18 protein-coding genes and 2 pseudogenes are annotated in these 17,939 nt (G+C 61.8%); 18 read left to right on the forward strand and 2 right to left on the reverse strand.

Annotation, left to right across the window (positions count from 1 at the left end):
- Window positions 1-4: 4 nt before the first annotated feature.
- The 16 genes and pseudogenes from LT988_RS02085 (at window position 5) to LT988_RS02155 (ending at window position 13,425) form a co-directional block, all read left to right on the forward strand.
- Window positions 5-898 (forward strand): glycosyltransferase family 2 protein, encoded by an 894-nt coding sequence (locus LT988_RS02085; RefSeq protein ID WP_232408621.1) that lies wholly within the window; start codon window positions 5-7, stop codon window positions 896-898.
- 79 nt (window positions 899-977) lie between these two features.
- The gene (locus LT988_RS02090) at window positions 978-2,207 is read left to right on the forward strand and encodes a glycosyltransferase family 4 protein (protein WP_232408622.1); all 1,230 of its coding nucleotides are present in this window, start codon (window positions 978-980) and stop codon (window positions 2,205-2,207) included.
- Between the two features lie 29 nt (window positions 2,208-2,236).
- Complete coding sequence (locus LT988_RS02095; protein ID WP_232408623.1) at window positions 2,237-2,569, forward strand: nucleotidyltransferase domain-containing protein; 333 nt, start codon at window positions 2,237-2,239, stop codon at window positions 2,567-2,569.
- Entirely contained in the window at window positions 2,527-3,036 is a 510-nt protein-coding gene (locus LT988_RS02100) for a hypothetical protein (protein WP_232408624.1), read from the forward strand. Before LT988_RS02095 ends, LT988_RS02100 begins: the two co-directional genes overlap by 43 nt.
- A gap of 205 nt (window positions 3,037-3,241) precedes the next feature.
- Complete coding sequence (locus tag LT988_RS02105) at window positions 3,242-3,988, forward strand: class I SAM-dependent methyltransferase (RefSeq protein ID WP_232408625.1); 747 nt, start codon at window positions 3,242-3,244, stop codon at window positions 3,986-3,988.
- Window positions 3,985-5,019: a glycosyltransferase family 4 protein gene (locus LT988_RS02110; protein WP_232408626.1), complete on the forward strand. Its 1,035-nt coding sequence runs from the start codon at window positions 3,985-3,987 to the stop codon at window positions 5,017-5,019. Before LT988_RS02105 ends, LT988_RS02110 begins: the two co-directional genes overlap by 4 nt.
- Window positions 5,020-5,065: 46 nt before the next feature.
- Complete coding sequence (locus tag LT988_RS02115) at window positions 5,066-5,314, forward strand: hypothetical protein (RefSeq protein ID WP_232408627.1); 249 nt, start codon at window positions 5,066-5,068, stop codon at window positions 5,312-5,314.
- Window positions 5,311-5,550, forward strand: a complete 240-nt coding sequence (locus LT988_RS02120; RefSeq protein ID WP_232408628.1) for a hypothetical protein — start codon at window positions 5,311-5,313, stop codon at window positions 5,548-5,550. The genes LT988_RS02115 and LT988_RS02120 overlap by 4 nt, the downstream gene beginning before the upstream one ends.
- Before the next feature lie 122 nt (window positions 5,551-5,672).
- On the forward strand, window positions 5,673-6,197 hold the full coding sequence (locus LT988_RS02125; RefSeq protein WP_232407219.1) for a hypothetical protein: 525 nt from the start codon (window positions 5,673-5,675) through the stop codon (window positions 6,195-6,197).
- A gap of 140 nt (window positions 6,198-6,337) precedes the next feature.
- On the forward strand, window positions 6,338-7,783 hold the full coding sequence (locus LT988_RS02130; RefSeq protein WP_232407220.1) for a DDE-type integrase/transposase/recombinase: 1,446 nt from the start codon (window positions 6,338-6,340) through the stop codon (window positions 7,781-7,783).
- Window positions 7,780-8,625, forward strand: a complete 846-nt coding sequence (locus tag LT988_RS02135; RefSeq protein WP_232407221.1) for an ExeA family protein — start codon at window positions 7,780-7,782, stop codon at window positions 8,623-8,625. The genes LT988_RS02130 and LT988_RS02135 overlap by 4 nt, the downstream gene beginning before the upstream one ends.
- Before the next feature lie 18 nt (window positions 8,626-8,643).
- On the forward strand, window positions 8,644-8,862 hold the full coding sequence (locus tag LT988_RS02140; protein WP_232407222.1) for a hypothetical protein: 219 nt from the start codon (window positions 8,644-8,646) through the stop codon (window positions 8,860-8,862).
- Between the two features lie 203 nt (window positions 8,863-9,065).
- On the forward strand, window positions 9,066-10,022 hold the full coding sequence (locus LT988_RS02145) for a lipopolysaccharide biosynthesis protein (RefSeq protein WP_232408629.1): 957 nt from the start codon (window positions 9,066-9,068) through the stop codon (window positions 10,020-10,022).
- A gap of 60 nt (window positions 10,023-10,082) precedes the next feature.
- Window positions 10,083-10,577: pseudogene (locus tag LT988_RS25470) on the forward strand (class I SAM-dependent methyltransferase); the annotation flags it as partial.
- A 346-nt stretch (window positions 10,578-10,923) separates the two neighbouring features.
- Entirely contained in the window at window positions 10,924-12,270 is a 1,347-nt protein-coding gene (locus LT988_RS02150) for an IS701 family transposase (RefSeq protein WP_232408630.1), read from the forward strand.
- A gap of 21 nt (window positions 12,271-12,291) precedes the next feature.
- Complete coding sequence (locus tag LT988_RS02155) at window positions 12,292-13,425, forward strand: glycosyltransferase (RefSeq protein WP_232408631.1); 1,134 nt, start codon at window positions 12,292-12,294, stop codon at window positions 13,423-13,425.
- Here the strand turns inward: LT988_RS02155 and LT988_RS02160 are convergent.
- Window positions 13,405-14,298 carry a glycosyltransferase family protein gene (locus LT988_RS02160; RefSeq protein ID WP_232408632.1) on the reverse strand — a complete coding sequence of 298 codons (894 nt, stop codon included), beginning with the start codon at window positions 14,296-14,298 and terminating at the stop codon, window positions 13,405-13,407. The two genes, LT988_RS02155 and LT988_RS02160, sit on opposite strands and share 21 nt — an antisense overlap.
- Before the next feature lie 198 nt (window positions 14,299-14,496).
- A pseudogene (locus tag LT988_RS25475) lies at window positions 14,497-16,455 on the reverse strand (acyltransferase family protein).
- A gap of 223 nt (window positions 16,456-16,678) precedes the next feature.
- Between LT988_RS25475 and LT988_RS02175 the strand changes: the two are divergent.
- Together LT988_RS02175 and LT988_RS02180 are read left to right on the forward strand one after the other, a co-directional pair.
- Entirely contained in the window at window positions 16,679-17,227 is a 549-nt protein-coding gene (locus LT988_RS02175) for a hypothetical protein (protein ID WP_232408633.1), read from the forward strand.
- A gap of 135 nt (window positions 17,228-17,362) precedes the next feature.
- Complete coding sequence (locus LT988_RS02180) at window positions 17,363-17,713, forward strand: helix-turn-helix domain-containing protein (protein WP_232408634.1); 351 nt, start codon at window positions 17,363-17,365, stop codon at window positions 17,711-17,713.
- Window positions 17,714-17,939 lie beyond the last annotated feature (226 nt).

The raw sequence follows: 17,939 nt of genomic DNA on the forward strand, positions 1-17,939 counted from the left end.
GATCTTGAGCAACTCTCTCTCTCCGGAATACCCGGCAGCCACCACGACACCCCTGTCGGTCATCCTACCGGCCAAGAACGAGGCCAAATCGCTCAAGGGCCTGCTGACTCGCTTGCGCGCGACGCTGCCTCAAGCCGAACTGATTCTGCTCGACGACGGCTCGACCGACCAAACGGCCGAGGTCGCCCGCGCTCACGGCGCCCACGTCGTCTCGCACCCCTACAGCCTCGGCAACGGCGCCGCCGTCAAATCCGGGGCGCGCGCGGCGAGCGGCGACGTCCTGATTTTTATGGATGCCGACGGCCAACACGATCCGGCAGACATCCCGCGCCTGCTCGCCAAGCTAGACGAGGGCTACGATATGGTGGTCGGCGCGCGCGGCGTCGGCTCCCAAGCCAGCGTCGGCCGATCGCTTGCCAACAGCTTCTACAATGGGTTCGCGACCCTGATCACGGGTCACACGATCCTCGACCTGACCTCCGGGTTCCGTGCCGTCCGCGCAGAGCGGTTCAAGCGCTTTCTATATCTGTTGCCGAACGGATTCTCTTACCCCACCACCATCACGATGGCGTTCTTTCGGTCCGGTTATCCGGTCGGCTATGTCCCCATCCATGCCGCCAAGCGCCAAGGCACCAGCCACTTACGCCCGTTTCGGGACGGCGTGCGCTTCCTGCTGATCATGTTCAAGGTTGCGACGCTCTACTCACCCCTGAAGGTCTTTTTTCCGGTCAGCGCGGCCTTCTTCGCGACCGGTATCGGCTACTATCTCTATACCTTTGTAACCCTAGGTCGCTTCACCAACATGAGCGCATTACTGCTCACCGCCGCGATCCTGGTCTTCATGATGGGTCTGATCTCGGAACAGATAACTGCGTTGAACTACCGAGAGGGAGATTGATGAACGCGGAGTCCAGGACGTCCGATGCCGATGCGCAGACAACGCGAAGGTCGACCAGCGATATGAATGGCTGCCCGCGATGCCCAGACCTAAGCCGCGCCTGCTGGTTCTGACATCGACCTTTCCGCGCTGGCGCGACGACGTCGAACCGCCGTTCGTCTTCGAGCTGAGCCGGCGCCTGACCGACGCCTTCGACATCACCGTGCTGACGCCGCGCTCGCCCGGCAGCTTGGAGCGCGAGACCCTGGACGGGCTGCGCGTCGTCCGCTTCCCTTACTTTCTCCGGAGCCGGGAGAACCTCGCCAGCCATGGGGGCGGTATCCTCAACCGCCTGCGCGCCAACCCGCTCAACTACCTGCTGGTGCCACCCTTCCTGATCGGCCAGTTGTGGGCGCTAGTCCGAGTGCTGCGAGATGACGAGTGGGATCTGATCCATGCCCATTGGCTGATCCCCCAGGGCCTGGTGGCACTGCTCGCACGCAAGTTGGCCCGTCGCCCGGTCGCGCTGGTCTGCACGTCGCATGGCGGGGATCTGTTCGCCTTGCGCGGCTCGGTATTTCGCGCCATAAAGCGTGCCGTTCTGCACGAAAGCACGCGAGTGAGCGTGGTGAGCGAGGCCATGCGCGACGCAGTGATCGCCCTCGGCATTGCTCCCGAGAAGATCGCGGTCATCCCCATGGGCGTCGATCTGCGCGAACGCTTCACCCCTGACCCGCGCATCCCTCGCGAGAAAAACCAGTTGCTGTTCGTGGGACGACTGGTCGAAAAGAAGGGTATGGGTTTACTGTTTACTGCTCTACCACGGGTGTTGCGCGCGTTTCCCGACACCCGACTCACTATCGCCGGCGGCGGTCCGCTGGAGTCCGAGCTGCGACAGCTTGCAGCGTCGCTGCGCATCAGCGACCACGTCGACTTTAAGGGTATGGTGCCGCAGTCCGATCTGCCCGCCCTCTACCGCCGCGCGATCCTCTTCGTCGCCCCTTTCCTGGTTGCAGACAGCGGCGATCAAGAGGGCTTCGGTCTCGTTCTGGTCGAAGCGATGGGTTGCGGTTGCCCGGTGATCTGCGGCGACGTGCCGGCAGTTCGGGATATTGTTCTGGATGAGAACACCGGGTTTCTGGTCAATCCCCGAAACCCCGTGGAGCTGGCCGACGCCATCGTGGAACTGCTCGCCGATCCGATCCGACGCGATCGCTACGCCGTAAATGCACGCGACCACTGCGCCGAGGCCTTCGATTGGGGGACAATCGCTCTGCGGTATGGCGTGTTATTGTCGGAACCGCTCAACGAAGATCCCGAAAAGACCTGACTTAGAAACAACACCGATCGATCCAACCCATGCGGCTGACCACCGACCAAGTTGAGACCATCCACGAGGCCGCCGAGAACGCATTCGGTCGGGGAACCCGCGTGGCCCTGTTCGGCTCCCGCGTCGACGACAAGAAGCGCGGAGGCGATATCGACCTTCTGATCACACCCGCAGCGGGCGATGATACTCTGCGCCGAAAGATCCGCTTTCTGGTGCTGTTGGAGCGCAGGCTCGGCGAACGACGGATCGATGTGCTGATCGCCCAGCCTGACGATCCGCGCGACATTGTCCGGATCGCCCGCGAAACGGGGGTTCTTCTATGTGCCTGGAAGCCGAGCGCCTGGCGTTGCAGCAGGCCCTGACGCTATGCCAGGCCCATCGCGCCGAACTCTCCGATGCGCTGGCAGACCTGGCGAAACGGCCGCTCCAGATTCAGGACCTCGCCAACATCGGCAAAGAGGACCGGCGCATCCTCGATCAATTCGCCTACCGCAATACGCGACTCCAGGACGATATGGGCGCGCGACTTTTCCCGGCAGCGTTGCGGGCGCTTGGCGAGGACATTCACCCGATGTCGGTCTTGGATCGACTGAATCGCCTGGAGCAACTGGAATGGCTAGCCTCCGCCGAGGAGTGGATCGAACTACGGCGAATTCGCAATGAATTCACCCACGACTATCCCGAATTGGCCGTGGAACGCTTCGACCGACTGCGGCTCGCGATCCGATCTGCTTGGCGATTGCTAGACATTCTGAATACCTTCGAGCAGTCCACGAGCGACTACCGCTTAAACCTCGATTCACATGACGACGCTGCGGCAGATCCATAACACGATCAGAGCGAATACGCGGCACGGATCCACGCCGAGCGCAACGGCGGATTGGCGACACTGAGGCCAAAATTGGTTTACATAAGTGCCATCGACACTGGCATCCGTACTGATCATCAGCTTGTCTCGGAACCTGCGGGACGCAAGCCTAAACTTGCAGATATCGGATGCCGGGTGTACCCGATCCGCGCGTGAGACCAAGCTCATGAAAAATCGATCCAATCAACGATCCAGCCATGCGTCCTGCGATCAGCCTCATCGCCTACTCAAGGCTGAGAAGATTATCCGCATCCTGGAAATTTTGCGTCCCCTGGCGGGCCAACACGTTCTGGAGATCGGCACCGGCTCCGGCGTCATCGCTGCAGCCCTTGCAGAACAGGTTGGACAAGATGGGGCAGTCACATCCGTCGACGTCGCTGATCAACGAATAGTTCAGGCCGGGTTCCAATTTCTGAGAATCGACGATGCCCATTTACCCCTGTCGACAGCATCCTTCGATCTCGTCATCTCCAATCAGGTCATCGAACACGTCGGAGACCGAACCGCACAACTGACCCATCTGCGGGAGATTCATCGTGTGTTGAGAGTTAACGGCATCGGTTACCTCGCTGCTCCCAACCGCTGGGCCATCCTGGAGCCGCATTACCGGCTTCCGTTCCTGAGCTGGCTACCGCAACTGCTGGCCGACACCTACGTGAGAGCCGCTAGGAAAGGATCCTTATACGATTGTTACCCGCCCGGCCCACTAGAACTCCGCCGCATGCTGCGAGCCGCCGATCTCAGGTGGGAGACGATGGCTGGTCAGGCGGTCAAGATCATGGCGGCGATTGACGACGGGCCATGGCTGAACCGGGTTGCGGCACAAATGCCAGCGGTCGTGATTGATTCGCTGTCCGGCCTACTGCCAACAACGATTTTGATTCTAAGAACAGCGCAACCAACCTCATCATGACCAACAAAACACCTCCGTCACCAGCTATTTGGTTTCCTGCTGTCCGCACCGGCACTGGAACGGACGTCTTCACGATCCGCCTGGGGGAAGCATTGAACCGACGGGGCATCCGCTCCGAAATCGCTTGGCTACCCCGTCGCGCAGAGTACATGCCTTTGACAGTTAAATCGCCGAAGCCACCGACCTGGGCAAACATTACACACGTCAATTCATGGCTTCATCCGCGCTTTCTTACTAAAACTTTACCGTTAGTCGTCACCGTTCATCATTCAGTGCACGATCTCGCTTTAACTCCATATAAGAATCTCCCGCGTCGGCTATACCATCGCATCTGGGTCATGGCATGCGAAACCTCTAGCATCGCGAAGGCCAACGCCGTTACCACTGTAAGCCAATACACAGCCAACCAGGTTGTGCGGACATTTGGACGATCCGACACCGTTGTCATTCATAACTGGATCGACCTGGAACACTTCGCACCTGACCAGCGACAGACTCCTCACCACCCGTTTCGCCTTCTCTTTATCGGTACAGTGAGCCGTCGAAAAGGGGCTGATCTGTTGCCGGAAATCATGCGTAGGCTTGGTGGTGATTTTGAGCTGCTCTATAACGCCAAACCCGCGGATTTCGGTGCTGGTGCCAATCTCCCGATCAATATGATCGGTCTCGGGCGTCTTGATGGAGATAAAGCGCTCATCGATGCCTACCGCAATTGCGATGCCCTTTTGTTCCCGACCCGCATTGAGGGATTCGGTCTGGTCGCGCTGGAAGCCCAGGCTTGCCAGCGCCCGGTTATTGCAACCGATGGCTCTGCGTTACCGGAAGTTGTCGAACAAGGCCGAACGGGTATCCTTTGCCCCATCGATGATGTCGGCGCCTTTGTTGCCGCGGCGAGACGACTCTGTGAGCAGATTACCGATTGGCAGCAGATGTCAGAAGCCGCGAGGGAGAGAGCAGTCCTAAACTTTGGGGAGGAAAGAGCGATTGATGCCTATATCAGTATGTATCGTCGACTGATCCAGACAGCCTGAATGCTTGTCATGAAAAAGATCAGGCGTTACGCGAGGCGTCATTTTAATGGGTACGTTCTCCGGCTTGTCATACGATAGTCAGCAACCGCGGCGTGCGTCCGTGGGAGGCAAGACGTTACCGTTCCGCCAGCAATCGAAATTTATCGACTGGGACCTACTACCCATGCCCTCTGAGGCCGTCATAAATATTACCTATGCACAGACCCAACGTTACATGCTGCGAGTTGGGTTTGCACTTGAAGTGATGAAAGCGAAACAAGCGATCAACGACTTCGGGATTTTGGAGCAGGTGTGAACTATTTTTTGGCGAACATGCTACGCTGGCGACCAGGCGCCTATCTTCGATCTAGCAGCGAACTCTTCGGCTGGCTCCTGCTCCGCGCAGCCGCGCAGATCACGAGTGTAGTGCTCCTCGCGAAGACACTTGGGGCAGAAGATTACGGGCTGTTCGTCACCGTGCTCGCCCTCGCCTCATTCTTCCCGCCGCTGGTTATCCTGGGCACGCCTGGTGAGCACGGCCACCTTCCCTGATGGTTATTTCCCCTTAAATCGTCATCTTTCATGAGGGCGAGCGGTGGGCCTCCCTCGGGGTGCTTGAACAACAGCACCCGTCGGGAGAGTCTCTTGTTTGCGAAGACAAAGAGACGCCATCAGTGTGCCACGCCGTCCTTGAAAGCCCCACGTTTTTCGCCTTGTTGCTGCACATCGACGAGGATCTCGCCGAGGCCGCCCGAGAGGCCGGTTGTCCCGCCTGCGGCGGCACGCTGCATCAGGCCGACTACCCCCGTAAACCGCGCGGCTGTCCGGAGCCATGGCGCGAGGCGTTCGCCACGCGTCGCAGCTTTTGCTGTGCGCAGTGTCGGCGACGCCTGACGCCGCGCTCGGTGCGGTTCTTGGGCCGGCGGGTCTATCTCGGCCTCATCGTCGTGGTGGCCTGCGTGCGCCATAGCGGACATCACCCCAAAGCGGACGCCTTGGCCGCGACGTTGGCGGTCCCGATCCGCACCCTGCGGCGCTGGCAGACCTGGTGGCGGGAGCAGTTGGCGCAGACCCCGCTGTGGTGCAGCGCGCAGGGGGCTTTGTCCCGCCGGTGGATCTGCAGCAGGCGCCGGGGAGTCTGCTCGAGCGCTTCCTCGGCGATGCCGCGGACGCCCTGGTGGCGTTGCTGCGCTTTTTGAGTCCCTTGACGAGTCGTTCGTGCAGGCTGCACGAGGGCGGCTGACGCCACGCAGAGGATGCAGCTCGAAGGCGCCGGGGCACCCGGCTAGGCTGGTCGCGAAGGTGTCGGAACCCCCGGCGCCGTGGCCGGGAGACCCCTATGCCGACCCCCGTGGAGGTTCCGCAACGCGAGCGTTGGGCCCGCGTGCGCTTTGCGATCATCGGACCCTTGCTCGCCGCCCCGCCGTCGGACGGCGAGTTGCAGGCGGCACTCGCCGCCTTGGCCGCCAAGACCTGGCGCCATCCCGTCACCGGCCTGGATGTTCGGTTCGGTGTGTCGACCCTCGAGCGCTGGTACTACGCCGCGCGCGCCGCGCCCGATCCGGTGGCGGTGCTGCGCAATCGCGTGCGCGCCGATCGCGGGGCCTTCCCGAGCGTGCTGCCCGCCGCCCGCGAGGCCCTGCAGGCGCAGTACCGCGATCATCCCGGCTGGACCGCCCAGCTGCATCGCGACAACCTGGCCGCGACCCTCGCCGGCACCGCCACCCCGGTGCCGTCCTATCCGAGCGTGCGGCGCTACTTGAAGGCCCACGGGATGGTGCGCCGCGCCACCCCCAAGCGCGACACCGCCGGCGCGCTGGCCGCGCGCGATCGCCTGGAGCAGCGCGAGGTGCGCAGCTTCGAGGTCGAGCACGTCTCGGCGCTCTGGCACCTGGATTTCCATCACGGCTCGCGCAAGGTGCTCACGGCGGCCGGAACCTGGCTCACGCCGTTGCTGTTCGGGGTCATCGACGATCGCTCGCGCTTGGTCTGTCACCTGCAGTGGTACACCAACGAGACCGCCGAGGTGCTGGTGCACGGGCTGTCGCAGGCGTTCATGAAGCGCGGCCTGCCGCGCGCCCTGATGACCGACAACGGCGCGGCGATGCTGGCCGAGGAGACGACCGCCGGATTGGCCCGTCTGGGCGTCCTGCATCAGACCACCTTGCCCTATTCGCCCTATCAGAACGCCAAGCAGGAGGCCTTTTGGGGCCGCGTGGAAGGCCGCCTGATGGCGATGCTCGAAGGCGAGTCCGGGCTCACGCTGCAGGCCCTCAACCACGCCACCCAGGCCTGGGTCGAGCAGGAGTATCACCGCAGCACCCATTCGGAATTGGCCACTACGCCGCTGGCGCGCTATCTGGAGGGCCCGACCGTGGCGCGCCCCTGCCCGGACGCCGCCGCCTTGCGCGCGGCCTTCCGCATCGAGGTCGCACGACGCCAACGCCGGGCCGACGGCACCGTCAGCCTGGCCGGCATCCGCCTGGAAATCCCCGCACGCTACCGCGCCCTGGAGACGGTGCATCTGCGTTACGCGCGCTGGGATCTGGCCCATGTCGATCTGGTGGATCCGCACAGCGGTGCGATCTTGAGCCCCCTGCGTCCGCTGGATAAGGCCGCCAATGCCGGGGAGGCCCGCCGTGCGCTGGTGCCCGGCGCACCGGTGCCGCAACCGAGCACACCGAGCGGGATGGCGCCGCTGCTGCGCCAGCTCCTCGAGACCCATGCCGCGACCGGCTTGCCGCCGGCCTATCTGCCCCTGAACACCGCCGAGGACACCCGATGAATGCGCGACTGCTCGCCCTCTACGGCCTGAAATGGCATCCCTTCTCCTCGGAGCTGCCGATCGAGGCGCTCTACATCCCCCCGCGCGTGGAACACTTCCTGTGGCGCATCGAACAGGCGCAGATCCGCGAAGGCGGGTTTGCGATGATCCACGGCGAACCGGGCACCGGCAAAAGCGTCGTGCTGCGTCTGCTCGCCGAGCGTCTCGCCCGGCTCCCGGATCTGAGCGTCGGCGCCATCGATCATCCGCAAAGCAGCCTCGGGGATTTCTACCGCGAGCTCGGCGAGCTGTTCGCCGTGCCGCTGCGTCCGCACAACCGCTGGGGCGGTTTCAAGGCGCTGCGTGCCACCTGGCTCGGCCATCTGCAGACCACCCGCCGGCGCGCCGTGCTGCTCGTGGACGAGGCCCAGGAGATGAGCCCCGCCGTGCTCAACGAGCTGCGCCTGCTCGCCAGCGCCCGCTTCGACTCCCAACCGCTGCTGTGCGTCGTCCTCGCCGGGGATACCCGCCTCACCGATCACCTGCGCCGCGAGGAGCTGCTGCCCCTGGGCTCGCGCATCCGCACCCGTCTGGCCACCGAGCATGCGCGCCGCGAGGAGCTGCTCGCCTGCCTGCAACACCTGTGCGCCAGCGCCGGCAACGCCGCCCTCATGAGCGAGCCCCTGCAACACACCCTCTGCGACCACGCCGCCGGCAACTACCGCATCCTCACCACCCTGGCCGCCGAGTTGCTCGCCGTCGCCGCCCAAACCGAGCGCCCCCACCTCGACGAGGCGCTCTTCCTCGAGGTCTTCACCCCGCCCACCACCGCCACCCCGCGGCGGGCCGCCCTGCCACGTTGACCGACTCGGAGCACCACCATGCCGCAGCCCGACACCACCCTGCAGCCATTCTTCTGGCCACCCCTGTCCGATGACGCGGTCCTCGCCATCCGGGAGGTCCTCTTCCGACTGACCGATCAGTTCGAGACCCGCTACGCCTCCCAAATCCGCGATGCCGAACGCGACGACAACCGGCCTCGCGACCACCAACCGGACCTGTTCGACGGACCGGATTTCGACGATCCCCTGTTGTTCTGAGTCCCGTCACCGCGCTTGATCCACCTCGCGCCGCCGGCCCATACCCCGGCCGCGCGAGACCGCGGGAGCGCTTCGCCGACCCCCATCACGCAACTTGATCACGCCACCATCAAAATCGCTGACCGCACTCACCTGGCATCGTCCTGCGTGACGGTGCCCGACTGCCCGAGGCTCTGCCTGCACTCCTTCATGCATCGGTTGACGTGTGGAGGCATACCCTGCTCCTCTTCACCCCGCTTGCCCTCGGAATCGTCTGGCTGGCCCTGCCGCAGACGGCACACTTCCCCGCCATCGCGGCCTTGGTTACTGCTGAAATAGCGAGCGGCTCACTGACAGAGCTAGTCGGCCGCGCAGAACAGGCCCGGCATCACACCCGAAATTTCGGTCTTATCAGCGCCGGGCTAATTCTGACTCGGCTCGCCGCCCTAGGCGTCTACCTAATGCTGGCCACGCCATCCCCACAAGGCTGGATGCTCACCTACGCAGCAGCGAGTCTCCTTTTCACTGCGGTGCTTTGGGGGTGGATGAAGCGCCACTACCCTGCATCCGACCGCGAGAGGCTATATTCCCCTTTGACACTCATACGAGACGGCCTGCCCTTCCTCACGGGGGCTCTATCATTTCGCCTGCAGGCTGAATTCAACAAGCCGGTGTTGGCCCAACTAGGCTATGCTCAGGCCGGGCAGTTTGGCTTGGCGCAACGTGCCATTGATTTGGCGAGCCTTCCGCTCGTCGCCCTGCAGGAAGCCTTGTGGCCGCGGGTGTTCGTCAGTTCTAATCCTAAGCGACGTTTGCTCGTTACCGGAGCGGCACTGGTTGCTATCGCTCTCTGCGGAGGCGCGATACTGGTTCTGCTCGCACCGTGGTTACCGCGGTTTTTAGGCGACGACTTTGCGCCCGCGGCAGAGATTCTGATGTGGATGGCTGGCCTGCCGGCGCTGCAGGTAGTGCGCAGCTTAAGTCATGTTTATCTCTTGACTAACGAATGCCATATTGCACTGACAGCTAGCCTAATCGCTGGCACCTTGGCCAGCATTTTCATGACAGCGTGGTTAATCGGCTCACATGGTTTGCCTGGCGCCGTTATTGCTTTTTATGGTACGGAGATCGCCTTATGCTTGACCGCTTGGCTATTTCCTCGTCTTCCCAAGAAAATTTGAGGTTCCATGAACGATACGTCGAAAGAATTATTTCAACAGTATGCTCGCCACTACAAAAAAATGGCATTTCGTGAACGCCTACCTGACGATCTCGAACGCATAAAAAGGGATCGCCTACCGCGCTGGATTGACACAATCCCCCACGAAGCACGAATCCTCGATGCGGGATGCGCCCAGGGCCATCTATTGACAGCGCTTTCCCGCGTCGGCTTTAGAGATTTGACGGGCGTGGAGATCTCCAATCAATTGCTCGAAATAGCAACGATTCGACTGCAAGACCGGGCGAAGCTAATTCACGCTGACTTGATAGATTTTCTAGCCGATGCTCCACCAAAATCTTTCGATATCGTATTTTTTCACGACGTATTAGAGCACATTCCAAGAGACCGGACTGTAGAAACGCTGCGCCGTTTTTATCGGCTTCTTGCACCGCTTGGCCGCCTAAGTATACGCACACCTAACCTTGCTTGTATCGTCGGCCCATTCGATGCTTCCCTCGATTTCACTCACGCCACTAACTTTACGGAATTTTCTTTAATACAGGTATTAGAAGCAGCCGGCTTTAATCCTGACAACATCGTCCTAGAATCCCAGGCACCACGTCTCTTTTGGTCGTCTAGAAAACCCCACCGAGCGTTGCTTCGCTTGCTCAATCGGGGACGCTGGCATTTGAACAATGCATCCCATCGTGGTATTTATTTTCTGAACGATTTCCCTTCCCCTACGGTATTCGACCCAAACCTTTTGGCAGTTGTCTGTAACTCGACTTTGGCCATTTCCGGGCCCCGGCGGAAGCGCCGCGAGGCGCCGGGAGCGACGGTGACAGACCCGATTGATGTGGCGGCAGAGGGCCGCGGACGGTATCGTCCGATGTCGACCAAAACCTCGGACCTGCCTGCGGATGTTCCCTCTGCCTGCCGCGATTGTATCTGTTCTGCAGCCCTTTGCCTGCCTGTTCACCGCGCCGACCCTGGCGCATCTGCACGTCTTGCTGACGGGAACGCTGCTGGCGCAAGGGCCGCGCACGGTGACGGCGGCGCTGCGGGCGATGGGGCTGAGCGCGGAGCGGCGCTTCGAGCGTTACCACCGGGTGCTGAATCGGGCACGCTGGTCGTCGCGCCAAGGGGCGCGGATTCTGCTGGGGCTGTTGCTCGGGATGTTGCCGGCGCAGGTGCCGATCGTGGTGGCGGTCGACGAGACACTGGAACGGCGCAAGGGCGCGCGCATTCGAGCGAAGGGGATGTATCGCGATGCGGTGCGCTCCTCGCGCAGCAAGGTGGTGACCTGTTTGGGGCTGGAGTGGATCTGTATGGCGTTGTTGGTGCCCGTGCCGTGGAGCACGCGGCCTTGGGCGCTGCCCTTTCTCACCCGCTTGGCGCCGTCGAAACGGGCCGACGAGGCGGCCGCGCGGCACCATCGCACGGTCGTGGAGCTCACCATCGGGATGGTCTGGCTGGTCTCGCGCTGGCTGCAGCAACGCCGCTGGATCCTGCTCGGCGACGGCAGCTACTCCTGCATTCAGCTGGGGTGGGAAGTGCTGGCCGCGCAAGCGACCCTGGTCACGCGCCTGCGCCTGGACGCACGCCTGTTCGCCTGTCCCGAGCCGGTGCCCGCCGGGCGGCGCGGCCCCAAGCCGAAGAAAGGCGGCGTACTGGCCAAGCTCGCCACACGCGAAGAAGCGGCGCGCACCCGAGGCGAGGAGGTCGCGATTCAATGGTACGGACAGCCCAAAACGCTGCGCCTGCTCAGCGAGGTGTGTCTGTGGCACACCGCGGGATGGCCGCCGTTGCCGATTCGCTGGGTGCTCGTGGTCGATCCCGAAGGCCGGCTGCCGACGCAAGCCTTCTTTACCACCGACCTGAACATGGCGCCGGCCCGCGTCGTGGAGCTGTTTGTTCAGCGCTGGTCGCTCGAGGTCACCTTCGAGGAAGTCCGTCGCCACCTCGGCGTCGAGACCCAGCGCCAGTGGAACGATCTGGCGATCGCACGCACCACGCCGATGCTGATGGCGCTGTTCTCGCTCGTCTGTCTCATGGTCTACCGGTGGCGCGAGCGCTGGGACGCCCTGCCGCGCTCCACGGCCTGGTATCTGAAGTCCCACGCCACCTTCTCCGATTGCCTGGCCCTGGTGCGGCGCACCATCTGGGCCGAGGAGAATTACGCCTACTCACGGTCCGAGGGGGAGATGGTCCTAATTCCGTCCAAGCGACTCGATCGCCTGCTGGAACAGCTCGCGGCGACCGCCTAGATTGGCCAAAGTCGAGTGTAAATGAACGCGCACAAATACAGAATACTCATTATTACCGCCGACCTAGGCATGGGTGGCGCTCAACCTATGAACGTGCGCCTCGCGCACAGACTCCGTACTCGCGGCCATACGGTTCGCATCGTCAGTCTTTTCCCGCGTGCAGATGCGATCAATGCCGAAGCGATTGCCGGTCTAGAAATTCTGCGAATGAATGCACGAGGATTCCTGCAAAAGTCAGTTTTACCGTTTCGCCTGGCCAGACTAGCCAAGCTATGTCACATCATCATCGGGGGCGCTGAACATGCGGCGACCACCTATGGCTATTTGGCTAGTCAAATCGCTAACGTACCTTTTGTGTCCTGGACTCATATCGCACTCAGCGAGCGAATAATCGACGAGGGCAAACCTATCGATAGTGCTGTCTCGATGGCGATTTATCGCCGTTTACGCTACGTCGTCTTCCCTTCGCAGGGTGCCTTGGACGATCTTCATCATCTACTCGGTCAATTTCCGCGCAATGCCGACTGGCGCGCCATTCCAAACTTTATCAACAAACCGGCTCCTCTTTTCAAGCCACCTCTCCCAGATGCACCAAGTTTTTCCAAACCTGTCGTACTAAGTGCCGGACGCTTCCAGTCACAAAAAGCCTTCGACCGCCTGATACGCGCGCATGCTGTGTTGAGAGGGGAAGGGTTAGATCATCATTTAGTGCTTCTTGGCGACGGTCCGTTGCGTGCTGCATTGATGGACGAAGCGCGCGCACTCGGAGTTCAGGATAGTGTCTTTTTTCCCGGACATAAAGCCGACGTCTCTGCCTGGATGGCGCACGCCTGCGTCTTTGCATTGTGTTCGCGCTATGAGGGATTTGGACTTGTAATCCTTGAAGCTCTTGTTGCCGGCACGCCAGTCGTTGCGATGGACTGCCCTTCCGGGCCGGCAGAGATACTCGACGACGGACGTTATGGCATCCTGACTCCACATGACGACGAAGCGGCGTTTTCCGCGGCCATTGGCCGACTGCTCCGGGACGCTGGCTTACGCAAAGCGTTGTCGAACTTAGGTCGCGAAAGAGCTGAGGATTACAAACCGGAGAAAATCGTGCCGCAGTGGGAAGTGCTCTTCGACGAAATAAGTTCAGTGCAGTCTTGGGGTTGAATCGGTGGGCAAGGCCGGTCGTGCCAAACGCCAACCTTCACGCAACGCGCCTAACGGCACGAAGCTCCGATACCGCGCCGCCCGCAATACAGCGCGCGCGCCCAAGCTTAACGCACGGCCAAGTATCAGCGCAATGAAGTCCAGACGACTTCGCGCGATCTTGCGCGCAATGACCAAGTGGCTTGCCACCAGGCACGTTTCGTAAAAACGCGAAGCCATGCGGCTGCTAGCCGATCCTTCATGCCTCACCCAGACCCCTGGGGTATAGGCTAGCCGCCCGGTATTGCGGTGCGTCCAGCCAAGGAATGCGTCTTCGCCGTACATGAAAAAGTCTTCATCGAATAAGCGCGTCGGCCAGCGCTCCGGGGAAAAGATAATGGCACAGCCGCTTGCGTAGGGAAAACTGCCCGGAAGCGGCGCTAAGGTGATCAGCGCAAACCAGCGCTGGTAGTAAATCGGACCCAGTAATCGACCTCCCTGATCGATGTCAGGGTAGGCGAGAATAGCCTGCGGACGGGCAAGCAATGTACCATGCAATGTGTGCAAGGCCCCCGGCAAGACAGTCGCATCGTTATTGATCAGGAAGATCAATGCTCCGGGATGATGCGCGCGAATCCAATCGATCCCCCGGTTGGCGCCGGCGGCAAAGCCAAGGTTTACCGAGCTATCTTCGATCGAAACACGCGACTCGCCCACCCAATCATCACGAAGTGCCGTAGCGCTTTCGCCGCAATCGGCAGAGTTGTCCCACACCAGCACATGCGCCGCGCCGTCATCAAGCAGACTTTGAACACAGCGCTTGGTACGCCCAGCATCGCGATAATTCAGCGTCAGCCCAACGATGATCGGGTGCATTTCGGCGACTGCGGACATGATATCAAGCTTAACCTCTCTCTTCTAACGGCAGCAACCTATGCTTTTTACAGCACATTTTACAATCTCAGAACACCCGCCCGCCGATTTCACCTTGACGAATGTTCAGTAGAATCTACCTCACGATAGGGAGAGCCCATCTTGTCTCGAATCGTCTGAATCCGGGCACGCACAAACCGATCCGTCAGATGCTGACTGTCACGAAACACCAGCAAACCATCCTCGGTCACGGCGTTGCAAATCCCTTCGGGGCAGACGAGATCGTTCAAGTCCAGAAGACGGACATTGTCGAATCGTTCCGCACTCCGCCCTAGATCCCGCGTGACCCACAACATGCGCTTGGCGGTCCGTCGCCCCGCAGGCAGTGCGGCCGATCTGTCCATCCGCCGACAGGCTTCGCGCCACACAGCCGGGGCCGTCGAAGGGCAGGCTCGGTGTTCCGGGGATGACGATGACGGTGGCGGCGGCCTTGCTGAGCCGCGAGAACACCCGGGCGCTGCCTTCAATCCACTGGGCTTCGGTGAAGTCGTAGGTGGCTGCGCTGCCGGTGATCACCACATCCGGTCGAATACGCTCGATTTCTTCCAGAACCGCGTCGCGCCATTCGTTGCAGACAGTGTAGACCTGTCCGATCCTCGGGTAGAAATAGTCTTCATCGACCATCGCGCAGGCGGATTTCGTCAAGACGACGATACGCCAAGCGGGTGCCGGAAACAGGGCCGGCACCATCGAAAACCATTGTGCCAGGATGCTGTCCCCCACCAGAACAACTGTGCGGGGCGCGTCGTCCGGTCCGAAGATGCATGGCTCCACATCGGCGTGGTGGTACCAGGCATCGCAGGGCATCCGGTAGATCACCGGAAGATCCGTCTGCCATTCGGTCATGTTCGCACCCGGCATATCGTCGCTCTTCGGCGCAAGTCCTCGCCAGAGGTGGAAGAGCACGGCGATCAGGACGGCCATGATCAAGAGGCTCACGAGCAGAATCCTTCGCGGTTCCGCGTAACTGAAACGGCCTTTCCAGATGGGGTACTCGACTAAGCGGTAGCTGAGGATCGCGGCCAGGAGCGACAGCAGCACCAGACCCAGAGTCGGGATGGGCTGACCTTCGAAGCCGAGGGAGAAGCCGAGCATCAGCACCGGCCAATGCCACAGATACCAGGCGTAGGAGCGATCGCCCAACCAGACGAGCGCGGGATGGGCGAGCGGCCCGGCCTGCCCACCGGCCAGACCGTGTCCGGCGGCGATGACGAGGGCGGTTCCCAAGGAGGGGATGAGCGCCCAAAACCCTGGATACCCGAGATGCGGATTCAGAAACAGGGCGCTCCCCACAATCATGGCCAGTCCGCATCCGAGCGCCGGCCAGGCGATGATCCCGGTGGACTGAAGTGACCGGATGCGTGGATGGTCTGCGACGCGTGGCGCGTTGAGCGGTGATGTCTCGAACAGGGCCAGGAAGACGACTGCGCCGAGCGCGAACTGCCAGATGCGCGACGGCATCAGGTAGAAGGCGTAGCCGGGTGCGGTGGATGTCCAGAACAGCGCGAGGGCGAGGCTGGCGACGAGGAGCAATCCCAGGCCCCACCACCAGACGCTCTGTCGACGCCCGGAGCCCGCAGCGCTGCGAGCGATCAGGAAGAGCCCGAGCAGGATCGGAGGCCAAATCAGATAAAACTGCTCCTCGACGCCCAGAGACCAGGTGTGCAGGAAGAGATCACGCGCGGCCAGCTCGTTGAAATAGTCCACGCCGAGGAAGGCGAAGTAGAGGTTGCTGGTCCAGGCCGCGGCGAAGGGTGCGGAAGCCAGTTGCGCACGCGCTTCGAGCTCCGACAGGAGCCAGAGCGCAACGGCGGTGCCGACGACGATCATCGCCGCGAGGGCGGGCAGAAGGCGTTTCAACCGCCTGGCGTAGAAGCGCAGAAAGCGGATGCGGCCGGTTTAGCGAAGGTCCCGGATCAGGAGCCCGCTGATCAAATAGCCGGAGAGGACGAAGAAGACATCGACGCCGATGAAGCCGCCCTGTGCGAACGGCACGTTCGCATGTGCGAGAACAACGAGCAGGATGGCGATGGCGCGCAATTCTTGAAGGTCAGGGCGGAAATCCGGTCGATCCGAGGTCGTGGACATGGGCGTACGCTCCGTGCGAGTCGGGGGCATGGTACACCGATGGGGGTATCATTTTTGGGAAGCCGGTTGGGATTCAGAGCTGGCGTCGACGTCTTCTCGCTCCGCGCTCCGGGGACGATCTCGCTTGACGATCATGCCGCATGGCGTTGGGCTGATGAGGCAGAGTCTTTATCGTGTACGATCGAGTAAGATTCGCAACGACACGAAAATCTGTCCAAGGGGATGCGGCAACTGAACGGTGTCTACACGCAGCATGTCAACCAGACCCCGTGGCCGCGTCGGACATCTGTTTCAGGGTCGCTTCAAGGGGATTTTGGTCGAGAAGGAGTCTCATCTGTTGGAGTTGGCACGTTACGTCGTCTTGAATCCGGTCCGCGCCGGGATGTTTGCGACGCCGAAGGACTGGCGCTGGGGCAGCGATCGTGCGACTGCGGGACTCGATGCGCCGGCGCCCTTTCTGACGACCGATTGGCTGCTGCGGTCGTTCGGCGAAGCGCGCGCACCGGCCGAGGCGGGGTATCGGGGTTTCGGCGCCGCGGGTATCAACACGCCCTGCCCTTGGGATGCCCTGAAGAATCAGATCTTTCTCGGATCGGAGGCTTTCGTCGCTCGGATGCAGGCGATGATCGACCCGGATCGCGCACTGCTAGAACCCCCCGGCAGCAGCGCCGTGCGGCGGCGAAACCGCTGGCTGAGTGTGCTGCGCGATATCCCAAGCGTGATCAAGCGATGGCGCAAGCCTACCGAAACGGCGAGTACAGCCTGCAAGCCATCGCGGACTTCTTCGGGGTCGGGCGGATGACGGTGAGTCGCGCCGTGAAACGAGGCGGCGCGCGAACCTGATGTCGTCGAAAACAGCGCCCAGTGCTCTGGACGCGCGCTGCAGAGCGGCGTTCAATCTTCTCAAGAATCTTCTCAGATGACAGTCCACCGCCCAATGACGACCAAGCATCGACTGGCCCGAGATCGGTTGAGAACGGTTCTCGCCCATCGCGCGGCGATCAAGGCCGCTGACCTGGCGAAGGAACTCGGGGTGAGCGTCCCAACCCTGCACCGGCTGTTGCAGGAAAGCCCCGAGCCGATCCTGGTTGCCGGAAAAGCCCGCCGCACACGCTATGCGTTGCGCCGTCCCCTGCGTGGTGACACAGCGGATCTGCCCCTTTACGCCGTCGATGACACCGGTTGCGCGTCGCTGCTGACGCGGCTTGTGACGGTTTTTCCGTCTGGCTGCTGGATGCCGCTGCATGACACCGATTGGCCACTGGCCGACGACCTGCACGATGGGTGATGGGACGGCTTGCCCTATCCACTCTACGACATGCGACCGCAAGGCTTCATGGGACGGCAAGTGGCCCGCGGTGCGCACCAGTCACTTGGTGTTCCCGAAAACCCGACCTTGTGGACCGACGATCACATCCTGTTCGCGCTGAGTCGGATCGGCACCCGATCTACCGGGCAATCTGATCCTGGGTGACTCCGCCTGCGAGCGCTGGCAGCAGGACTGCCTTCGCCCG

It is taken from the genome of Thiocapsa bogorovii (assembly GCF_021228795.1).
GTDB classification, from domain to species: Bacteria; Pseudomonadota; Gammaproteobacteria; order Chromatiales; family Chromatiaceae; genus Thiocapsa; species Thiocapsa bogorovii.